The organism is Pseudomonas sp. Xaverov 83, assembly GCF_019352905.1.
Classification (GTDB): Bacteria; Pseudomonadota; Gammaproteobacteria; order Pseudomonadales; family Pseudomonadaceae; genus Aquipseudomonas; species Aquipseudomonas yamanorum.
In genome coordinates this window covers 22,848-32,785 of sequence record NZ_JAAAFU010000056.1, presented here as the reverse complement: position 1 = coordinate 32,785, position 9,938 = coordinate 22,848, and the positions used below count along the sequence as shown (strand labels likewise).

Genomic DNA, 9,938 nt, shown 5'->3' with positions numbered 1-9,938 from the left:
TGCGCTCTTCAAAAGTGAGCCGCTGTAAGAGCGGAACCATAGGCGGCCGTTACCTAAATAACGGATATACACCCCACCCCGACCGGCTACTTCAAATTCCCACTCAAAAACTGCTGCAACCGTTCGCTCTTCGGATTACCCAGCACATCCTCCGGCGCACCCTGTTCCTCCACCAATCCCTTGTGCAAAAACAGCACCTGGCTCGACACCTTGCGGGCAAAGCTCATCTCATGGGTCACCATGATCATCGTCCGGCCTTCCTCAGCCAACCCCTGGATCACCTTCAACACCTCACCCACCAACTCCGGATCCAGCGCCGAAGTCGGCTCGTCAAACAGCATCACCTCCGGCTCCATCGCCAACGCCCGGGCAATCGCCACCCGCTGTTGCTGGCCCCCCGACAAAAACGCCGGATACTGATCCGCCACCCGCGCCGGCAACCCAACCTTGTCCAGATACCGGCGAGCCCGGTCCTCGGCGTCTTTCTTGCTGCAACCCAGCACCCGGCGCGGCGCCATGGTGATGTTCTCCAGCACACTCATATGGCTCCACAGGTTGAAATGCTGAAACACCATCGCCAACCGCGTACGCAGGCGCTGCAACTCCGCATCATCCGCCACGCGCATCCCATGGCGGTCGCTGACCATCCGAATCTGCTGCCCATCCAGGGTCATGGCGCCGTCATTCGGCTGTTCAAGAAAGTTGATGCAGCGCAAAAAGGTGCTTTTTCCCGAGCCACTGGCGCCGATCAAACTGATCACATCACCGGTCTTGGCCTTGAGCGAGACACCTTTGAGCACCTCATTGTCGCCATAGCTTTTATGCAGGCCTTCAACGGTCAATTTGTACATGGGGCGTGCATCCTCAAGGCGAAAGTAGATAGCCGCTGCGATAGGCTTCAGTGCCGGCGACATGGGCAACGACCATCCCGGCAGTGGCCATGCGTCGCAGCGAACGAGCGTAAAGCAGCCCGGCATTGCGGCAATGCACCGGCGTTACGCGGTCAGAAATGGGGTCGATGATTTCGGCGATCAGTTGCCCTGCTTCCAGGTATTCGCCGGGCAGCACACTGAATACCAGCAAGCCACCCACCGGTGTGGCCACCGGTTCGACGCCCGCCAGCGGTGTGGCGGGGTAGGGCAAGTCCGGCAACGGTGTAGGGTCGCCGCCGATCGCGCCGAAGTGAATCAGGTAATCGATGATCGCCTGGCAGTCGAGGCTGGCCAGGCCGTGGTTGACGTCGCCCTGGCCGCGCAGTTCGACGGTCACGGAAAAGCTGCCCATCGGGATCGGGAAGCGCTCGCCAAACCGTTGCTGCAATTGCCACCAGACCAGGGTGAAGCATTCATCGAACGACTGCCCACCGGAATCGGTAGCCAACAGGCTGGCCTCCGAACCGATATAGCGCGCCAACGGCTCTACCCGGGGCCACGCTTCGGGGGTGGTGTACAGGTGCGCCACGGCTTCGAAGTCGCAGTGCAGGTCCAGCACCATGTCGGCATCGCACGCCAGGCGTTGCAGCACCAAGCGCTGGGATTCCAGCTGCGTGGCGGGTGTCTGCGCCGCAAGCGCCATGGTGAGTGCGTCGCGAATCAGTTCGACGTTGTGCTGTGGATCATCCCCCAGCAGCTCTTCGACTTGATTGCCGACGTCGTCACTCAGGTCGACAAACAGACGGTTGAAGTTCTGCCCGCTTTCCAGCTCGTAGCGGCCCAGGGGGATGTCCATCAACACCTGTTCCAGGCCGGTGGGGTTGGCGATGGGCACCAGTACGATCTCGCTGCGCAGGCGGCCGGCGGCGGCCAGCTCCGCCAGGCGCGCCTTCAAGTGCCAGGCCACCAGCATGCCCGGCAATTCATCGGCGTGCAGCGACGACTGGATGTAGACCTTGCCTTCGGCCTGTTCCGGCCCGAAGTGGAAACTGTGGATCTGCCGCGCCGTGCCCGGCACCGGCGCCAATAGTGGATGAATCTGATGACGCATGAAGGCTCCTTAGTGGCTGGGGCCGAGAAAGGCCAGCCAGCGACGCTCCGCCAGACGAAACAGACCGACCAGGGCAAAGGTCACGGTCAGGTAGATCAGCGCAGCGATACCGAATGATTGAAAGGTCATGTAGGTGGCCGAGTTGGCGTCCCGGGCGACTTTCAGGATATCCGGGATCGTCGCGGTGAAGGCCACCGTCGTCGAGTGCAGCATCAGGATCACTTCATTACTGTAGTACGGCAGCGAACGGCGCAGGGCCGACGGCATGATCACGTAGGCATACAGCTTCCAGCCGCTGAGGCCGTAGGCTTTCGCCGCTTCGACTTCGCCGTGGGCCATGCTGCGGATTGCCCCGGCAAAAATCTCCGTGGTGTAGGCGCAGGTGTTGAGGGCGAAGGCGAGGATGGTGCAGTTCATCGCATCGCGAAAGAACGCATCCAGTACCGGCTGCGCACGAACCGCCGCGATGCTGTAGATCCCGGTGTAGCAAATCAGCAGCTGGATATACAGCGGCGTGCCGCGAAACAGGTAGGTGTAGAACTGCACGGGCCAGCGTACCCAGCGATTGCGCGACACCCGCGCAATGGACAGCGGGATCGATACCAGGAAGCCGATGAAGATCGAGGCGCTGAGCAGCCACATGGTCATGGCCAGGCCGGTGATGTGCTGGCCGTCGCTATAAAGGAAGGGGCGCCAGTATTGTTGAATAAGTTCGATCATCGCACTGCCTCCCGGGAGCCTGCGGAGTAGCGCCGTTCAAGGCGGCGCAGGACGAAGTTGGACGCGCTGGTGATCAACAGGTAGATAAACGCGGCGATCACCAGGAAATAGAACAGCTGATAGGTGCTCTTGCCGGCATCCTGTGCGGCCTTGACCAGGTCGGCCAAACCGATGATAGACACCAGGGCCGTGGCCTTGAGCATCACGCACCAGTTGTTGTTAATGCCCGGCAGGGCGAAGCGCATCATCTGCGGGAAGGTCACGAAGCGAAACCGCTGGCCACGCGTGAGTCCGTAGGCCGTGGCGGCTTCCAGCTGGCCACGGGGCACGGCGAGGATCGCACCGCGGAAGGTCTCGGTGAAATACGCACCGTAGATAAAGCCCAGGGTGATCACCCCGGCGCTGAATGGGTCGATCTCGATGTAGTCCCATTCCATAAAGTCGGTAAAGCCGGTCAGCCAGATTTGCAGGCTGTAAAAAATCAGCAGCATCAGCACCAGGTCGGGCACGCCGCGAATCAAGGTGGTGTAGATCTGTGCGGGAATCCGCAGGAACGGCAGGCTGGAGAGTTTGGCAGTGGCGCCGAGCAAGCCCAGCAACACGCTGACGGCCAGGGAAAACACTGACAACTTGACGGTCATCCAGGTGCCTTGCAGCAACAGCGGGCCGAAACCCTTCAAGCTAAAGGCACTGAGCCCCAGGGTTTGCAAAAGATCTTCGAACATAAATCAGGACCTATGGCGATAAAAAAGCGCCCCTCCAGAGGAAGGGCGCCCCAGGCATTATTTGCCGCTGTACAGGTTCAGATCGCCAAAGTGTTTCTTCTGGATGGTGGCGTAGGTGCCATCATCGTGTAACGCTTTGATACCTTTATCCAACAAGGCCTTGAGGTCTTTGTTACCTTTTTTGATACCGACCGCAGTTTTGGACGGCAGCAGTGGATCGTCGATGGCCTTGCTGACTTCGTAGTCAGCACCGGCTGGCGACTTCAAAAAGCCCAGTTCGGCTTGCAGCATGTCTTGTACGGAAGCGTCCAGGCGGCCGGAAGTCAGGTCGGCGTACACCTGGTCCTGGTTGGCGTAGGCCTTGGTGGTCACACCGGCCTTGTCCAGTACGGCCTTGGCGTAGGCTTCCTGGATGGTGCCTTGCTCGTAGCCAACACTTTTGCCCTTGAGCGACTCAGGCGTGGAGTAGTTCGCGCCCTTTTTGAACACCAGGGAAGTCGGGCCGGAGAACAGCTCGTTGGAGAAGTCGATCGCCTTTTCACGGGCTTCGGTCACGGTCATCGAGGAAATCACGCCATCAAACTTGTTGGCGTTGAGGCCTGGAATCATGCCGTCGAAATCACTTTCGACCCACTTGCACTTGACCTTCAGCTCGGCACAGATGGCATTGCCCAGGTCGATATCGAAGCCCACCAGGCTGCCATCAGCGGCTTTTGACTCAAACGGCGCGTAGGACGGATCGACACCAAAACGCAATTCCTTGTATTCCTTGGCCAGCGCGGAACCGGCGGCCATGCACAGAGCCAGTGCAGAAAGGGTCAGCAATGCTTTTTTCATTATGTAATCCCTGGAAACCAAGATAAGCGCTTGTGGCGCGGTTAGGACTGTTACTGAACGGTGTCAGACCGGACTCAAGTAGCAATTTCTGCACCATAGTTCCGAATGGTCGTTTTAAAAGGTGAGATTAAGGAGTTGTGCCAGTAGGAAATGCCCGAAAATGGGCATTGATAAATCTATGCATTATTTTGGGGCGTTTGAAGTTTTCAAATGTGGGAGCGGGCTTGCTCGCGAATTCGGTGGATCAGTCACCAGATGTATTGACTGACACACCGCATTCGCGAGCAAGCCCGCTCCCACATTGATCTGTGGTGTTCGTGAGGGACGTGTCAGGCCAGTAAATCCTGCAGGGTCGCCAGGTTGTCGGCCTCCTCGACGGATTTATCCTGGCGCCAGCGCAACATCCTCGGAAAACGCACGGCAATTCCACTTTTGTGCCGTTTGGACAGGGCAATCCCTTCAAAACCCAGTTCAAACACCATGCTCGGCGTGACGCTGCTGACCGGGCCGAATTTCTCCACGGTGGTCTTGCGCACGATGGCGTCGACCTTGCGCATTTCTTCATCGGTCAGCCCCGAATACGCCTTGGCGAATGGCACCAGCGTGCGTTGGCTGCCGGGTGGGCCGTCCCATACGGCGAAGGTGTAGTCGCTGTACAGGCTGGCGCGCCGGCCATGGCCGCGCTGGGCATAGATCAGCACGGCATCGACACTGAACGGGTCGACTTTCCACTTCCACCACACGCCCATGTCCTTGGTGCGGCCCACGCCGTAGAGGCCATCCCGGGCCTTGAGCATCATGCCTTCCACGCCCAGGCTGCGGGAGGCTTCACGTTGTTCCGCCAAGGCCTGCCAGCTGTTGCCGGTCAGCAAAGGCGACGCCCGCAACGTGGGCTGGTCGCAGTCGCTGATCACCTGTTCCAGTTGTGCCCGACGCTCGGCCTGGGTGTGGTTGCGCCAGTCCTCGCCCCGGTGTTCCAGCAGGTCATACGCCAGTACCGCGACGGGGGCGTCTTCGAGGATTTTCTTGCTCAGGGTTTTGCGGCCGATGCGCTGTTGCAGCAGGGCGAAGGGTTGCACCGAGCCCTTCCACACCACGATTTCGCCGTCGATCACCGTGCCATCCGGCAGGCTGTTTTCCAGGTCATGAAGTTCCGGAAAACGGTCGGTGACCAGTTCTTCGCCCCGGGACCAGATCCACAGTCGGCCTTCGCGCTTGACCAACTGTGCGCGGATGCCGTCCCACTTCCATTCCACTTGCCAGTCAGCGGGAGAGCCGAGCAGGGCCTCGAATTGCTCCACCGGTTGCGCCAGGCCATGGGCGAGAAAAAACGGATAAGGCTGCCCGCCGCGTTGCGCATGCTCGTCGGACGATTCGGCAGCGATCAGTTTCAAATAGCCTTCGGCGGTCGGACGGTTGGACAGGTCGGTGTAACCCACCAGGCGCTGGGCCACGCGTTTGCTGTCGAGACCGGCCATGGCCGCAAGGGCGCGGGTGACGAGCAACTTCGACACGCCCACCCGGAAACTGCCGGTGATCAGCTTGATGCACAGCATCAGGCTCGGTTGATCCAGTTGGGCCCACAACGCGGGCAGGCGCTCGGCCAATTCTTCTGGCGGCAGGCCACGCAGGGGCAGGAGTTTTTCTTCCAGCCACACCGCCAAGCCGTCGTCGGAGGTGTGGGGCGATTCCGGTAACAGCAGGGAAATGGTTTCTGCCAGGTCGCCTACCGACTGATAACTCTCTTCGAACAGCCACGGCTCAATGCCGGCGGCTTCGGTGGCCATGTCCCGGAGCAACCGGGTGGGCACCAGTTGCCGGGGCCGCCCGCCGGATAAAAAGTACACCGCCCATGCAGCATCTTCCGCGGGCGCTTGTAGGAAGTAAGCCTGCAAGGCCGCGAGTTTGGCATTGCTGGAAGTGGTTGCGTCGAGATTGGCGTACAGCTCCGCGAAGGCCTTCATGACGTGACTTCCTCTTCGTCATCGCCGTATTCGGTGGTGAACCCTTGCGCGTCGAGGCCCTTTTCCCGCAGGTGCCGGACCAAGACGCCCACAGAACCGTGGGTGACCATCACTCGTTCAGCGCCGGTTTGCTCGATGGCCCACAACAGCCCGGGCCAATCGGCGTGGTCCGAGAGCACAAAGCCGCGATCCACCCCGCGCCGCCGCCGAGTGCCGCGCAGGCGCATCCAGCCGCTGGCGAAGGCGTCGCTGTAGTCGCCGAAGCGGCGTATCCAGGTGCTGCCGCCGGCCGAGGGCGGGGCGATGATCAAGGCCTGGCGCAACAAAGGGTCGGTCTTTTTGAAGTCGCCGGCGTAGAGGGTTTCGGGGATATAGATGCCCGCTTCGCGGTACACCCGGTTCAGGGGTTCGACCGCGCCGTGGCTGAGGATCGGGCCGATGCTGGCGTCAATGCCGTGGAGAATCCGCTGAGCCTTGCCGAAGGAATAACAGAACAGCACGCTGGCCTTGCCGGCCGCGATATTCGCCTGCCACCAGTCGTTGATTCCGGCAAAAATCTGCGCCTGGGGCTGCCAGCGGTAGATCGGCAGGCCGAAGGTCGATTCGGTGATAAAGGTATGGCAGCGCACCGGTTCAAACGGCGCGCAGGTGCCGTCGGGCTCGACTTTGTAGTCGCCGGAGGCGACCCAGACTTCACCCTGGTATTCCAGGCGCACCTGGGCCGAACCGAGGACATGGCCGGCGGGATGGAAACTCAAGTTGACGCCGTGGTGGCGCAGGGTTTCGCCGTAGGCCAGGGTTTGCAGGTTGATGTCCTGGCCCAGGCGCGAGCGCAGGATGCCTTCGCCGGGAGCGGCGGCCAGATAGTGTTGATTGCCGTTGCGGGCGTGGTCGCCGTGGGCATGGGTAATGACGGAGCGTTCCACCGGGCGCCAGGGGTCGATGTAGAAATCCCCGGCGGGGCAGTAGAGGCCTTCGGGCCGGGCGATAACAAGGTCCATGGGCGTGCCGTGGAAGTGGGCTTGTTAATTATGAGGCGGGGGCGGGTGGAGAAGTTCTATCGGAAATGGATGCGATCAACTGTGGAAGCTGGCTTGCCTGCGATGCTGGCGACTCGGTCTGGCAGTCAGACCGGGTTGATGCCATCGCAGGCAAGCCAGCTCCCACATTGATTTGGTTGAGTCAGGGAAACCGGGTTATTTACCCGGCACCAACGTCAACCGCGTCTTCCCATACACCCCGTCAAAGTTCTGCGGCTGCATCGGGAAGCTCAGGTATTGCGCTTTCAACCACGGGTCGATGCCATTGGCATAGTTCGGGCTCGCGGGGTTGCCGGATTGGCCGATGCCGCTTTGGCCCATCATGGGTTCCACCTGGCCGAAGTCGACAATCATCCGCAGTGCCGGCACCTGGGTCGTGTCGAAACTCTGGCCCCAGCTATACGGTGCGCTGTTCAGCGTGTTGTGATCGCCGCCCGCTGCCAGTGGGCCGCGAATGTTCTGGCCGCTGGTGTTCTTCCAGGTGTAGCTGTGCAATTTGCCCCACTGCCAGGCCTTGTGATCGGCGCCCAGTGCGCTATCGCCGGCGGTGATCGCGGCGGCCAGGCTGCGGGCGAGGATCGCCGGCTTGTCGGTTTTCTGCCCGGTGCGGGCGTCATTCCAGAACGGGCTGTCTTCGCGCCCCAGCAGGTGGTCGGCCACCGCTGAGTACGACAGGTTGGCGTTGCCGATAAAGGCTTTCCAGGTGGCGCTGTTTTCCGGACCGAGTTCGTCGAGAAAAATCTGCTTGGCGCTTTCCTGCAGGAACAACTCATAAATCGCCGCGTCGGCAGAAGTGGAGACGAGACGGCCATCGAAGGCCATCAGGCGACCCAGGGCTTCCCGCGCCTTGGCCTGGTCTGCCGCTGGCAATGCGTCGATCGCCTGTTTCAGCGGCTGGGCCATGCCCGGCGCCTGGAACATGCTCTTGAGCTTGGCGGCGAACGTGGTGGTCTGGTCGTACTGCATGGCGATCATGCTACGGCTGTCGTGCTTGCCGCTGCCGGCCAGTTGCGCGATACGTTCGGCACGTTCCGGCGCCGCCCACGAGTTGGACAATTGCATGCCGTAGCCACGGGGAATGGTGCGCTGGTTGGCGGTGCCGATCCAGCCTTGGGTCGGGTCCTGATCGTAAGGGTGCAGCATCGCGTCGGCGTAGCCATCCCAGTCGAAACGCCCGTCCCAGCCCGGGGACGGCACTAGGCCTTCGCCTTCTCGGCGGTTCGGGAAGCGCCCGGTCACTTGCCAGCCGATACTGCTGGCATCGGCGAACACCATGTTCAAGGCAATTGCGCGAATTTCCCGGGTGGCGTCAGACGCTTTACCGGCGGTTTGCGCACGGGACAGGTCGAAGAACGCGTCCAGGCTCTTGTCTTCCTTGAAATCGGCGGTCTGCAAGGCCAGGCCGTAGCCGCTGGTCAGCGACTGGGCACTGTTGAGCAGTGGCCCGTGGCGGGTTTCGTACACCGCTTCGCGAATCGGCCGCTGGCCCTTGGCGAAGTAGGTTTCATTGCGCACGATGGCCGGCAGCCATTTGCCGTTGTTTTCGTAGTACAGCGCATTGCCCTGGCGCTTGACCTTCTCCAGGAACACATCCTGAGTGTCGCCCGAGACCTGGCTCATGCTCCACGCCACCTTGCCGTTGAAGCCGGAAAGCAGGGTTGGCAGGCCAGCGATCGAAACGCCGGCGGCCTGGTATTTCGGCGAACGGATCTGCACGTAGTTCCACAGCGAAGGCGCCTGCATCGAGGTCGACAGGTCATTGGCCAAAAGGCTTTTGTTGCTGCGGCTGCGCTGCGGGCCGATCGCCCAGTTGCTGGAGCTGGAAGTGCCCAGGGTGTTCAAGGTGCCGAGGTGCTCGCTGAGTCTGGTCAACGCGGCGAGGCCCGGGATCTGGCTCAGGTTGATGCCCTTGAGCTTGTCGGATTCGGCCACGGGCAACGGTTCATCCGGGTAGCTTGGGGTCAGCCAGGCGAGTTTGTCGGCGCCGACTTTCTGCGCCAGCACCAGCGAGGACAACTCTTCCTGCAGGTTGGTCGACTCGCTGAAATTCAGCAGGCAGAACAGCAGCGCCGAATCTTCCGGCTTCCAGTATTCAGGCTTGTAGCCGGTCTGGGCCAGGTCTGGCGGCAGCTTGTCGCGGTAGCGGAACAGGTAGGCGTTGACCCCGCGTGCATACACTTCAAAGAAGCGCTTGAGGCGCGGCGACGAGGCGTTATACAGCTCGCCGGCGCTTTTGCGCAGGTTGACCGCCCGCATGAAACGGTCGACATCCAGCACATCCGGCCCGGACATTTCCGCCAGGCGGCCCTGGGCCAGCAGGCGCAGGGTGACCATCTGGGTGATGCGGTCGCTGGCTTGCACATAGCCCAGGGTGAACAACGCATCGTGGAAGGTGCTGCTTTCAATCAGCGGGATGCCCTGGCTGTTGCGGCGCACGGAAACATTCTGCGCCAGGCCCTTGATGGGCTGCACGCCGGAAACCGGAGGCAGGGTGTCTTGGGTGCTTTGTAACTGGCAACCGGCCAGGCCCAAGGCACTGGCAATGGCCGCGGCAACGCCGAACCGGGGAAGAAAATGTGAGAGGGCTGGCGAGGCCATGGCAAAGCTCCTGCGGGGGGTAGCGTCAGTAAAGGCGCTACGTTAGTGAGCGCGGCGAAACGACGCAAGCG

Annotated in this window: 8 protein-coding genes; all 8 read right to left on the bottom strand. The window is 61.3% G+C overall.

Annotated elements, in window-relative coordinates; all coding sequences use genetic code 11:
- Nucleotides 1-86: 86 nt before the first annotated feature.
- Nucleotides 87-851 carry an ABC transporter ATP-binding protein gene (locus K0H47_RS18450; RefSeq protein ID WP_063032874.1) on the bottom strand — a complete coding sequence of 255 codons (765 nt, stop codon included), beginning with the start codon at nt 849-851 and terminating at the stop codon, nt 87-89.
- A gap of 13 nt (nt 852-864) precedes the next feature.
- Entirely contained in the window at nt 865-1,983 is a 1,119-nt protein-coding gene (locus K0H47_RS18445; protein WP_219273380.1) for a succinylglutamate desuccinylase/aspartoacylase family protein, read from the bottom strand.
- A gap of 9 nt (nt 1,984-1,992) precedes the next feature.
- Nucleotides 1,993-2,703 carry an ABC transporter permease gene (locus K0H47_RS18440; RefSeq protein WP_003209532.1) on the bottom strand — a complete coding sequence of 237 codons (711 nt, stop codon included), beginning with the start codon at nt 2,701-2,703 and terminating at the stop codon, nt 1,993-1,995.
- Entirely contained in the window at nt 2,700-3,428 is a 729-nt protein-coding gene (locus tag K0H47_RS18435; protein ID WP_063032870.1) for an ABC transporter permease, read from the bottom strand. Before K0H47_RS18435 ends, K0H47_RS18440 begins: the two co-directional genes overlap by 4 nt.
- A gap of 57 nt (nt 3,429-3,485) precedes the next feature.
- Complete coding sequence (locus tag K0H47_RS18430; RefSeq protein WP_003213667.1) at nt 3,486-4,265, bottom strand: transporter substrate-binding domain-containing protein; 780 nt, start codon at nt 4,263-4,265, stop codon at nt 3,486-3,488.
- 329 nt (nt 4,266-4,594) lie between these two features.
- Nucleotides 4,595-6,229, bottom strand: coding sequence for an ATP-dependent DNA ligase (locus K0H47_RS18425; protein ID WP_219273379.1), 1,635 nt, complete (start codon nt 6,227-6,229; stop codon nt 4,595-4,597).
- Nucleotides 6,226-7,230, bottom strand: a complete 1,005-nt coding sequence (locus K0H47_RS18420; RefSeq protein WP_177071827.1) for a ligase-associated DNA damage response exonuclease — start codon at nt 7,228-7,230, stop codon at nt 6,226-6,228. The genes K0H47_RS18425 and K0H47_RS18420 overlap by 4 nt, the downstream gene beginning before the upstream one ends.
- A gap of 195 nt (nt 7,231-7,425) precedes the next feature.
- Nucleotides 7,426-9,867: a penicillin acylase family protein gene (locus tag K0H47_RS18415; protein ID WP_219273378.1), complete on the bottom strand. Its 2,442-nt coding sequence runs from the start codon at nt 9,865-9,867 to the stop codon at nt 7,426-7,428.
- Nucleotides 9,868-9,938 lie beyond the last annotated feature (71 nt).

What these genes read in the sequence shown, in the direction of transcription:
- K0H47_RS18450 (WP_063032874.1), bottom strand. Translation starts at nt 851, where the DNA reads ATGTACAAATTGACCGTTGAAGGCCTGCATAAAAGCTATGGCGACAAT.
- K0H47_RS18445 (WP_219273380.1), bottom strand. Translation starts at nt 1,983, where the DNA reads ATGCGTCATCAGATTCATCCACTATTGGCGCCGGTGCCGGGCACGGCG.
- K0H47_RS18440 (WP_003209532.1), bottom strand. Translation starts at nt 2,703, where the DNA reads ATGATCGAACTTATTCAACAATACTGGCGCCCCTTCCTTTATAGCGAC.
- K0H47_RS18435 (WP_063032870.1), bottom strand. Translation starts at nt 3,428, where the DNA reads ATGTTCGAAGATCTTTTGCAAACCCTGGGGCTCAGTGCCTTTAGCTTG.
- K0H47_RS18430 (WP_003213667.1), bottom strand. Translation starts at nt 4,265, where the DNA reads ATGAAAAAAGCATTGCTGACCCTTTCTGCACTGGCTCTGTGCATGGCC.
- K0H47_RS18425 (WP_219273379.1), bottom strand. Translation starts at nt 6,229, where the DNA reads ATGAAGGCCTTCGCGGAGCTGTACGCCAATCTCGACGCAACCACTTCC.
- K0H47_RS18420 (WP_177071827.1), bottom strand. Translation starts at nt 7,230, where the DNA reads ATGGACCTTGTTATCGCCCGGCCCGAAGGCCTCTACTGCCCCGCCGGG.
- K0H47_RS18415 (WP_219273378.1), bottom strand. Translation starts at nt 9,867, where the DNA reads ATGGCCTCGCCAGCCCTCTCACATTTTCTTCCCCGGTTCGGCGTTGCC.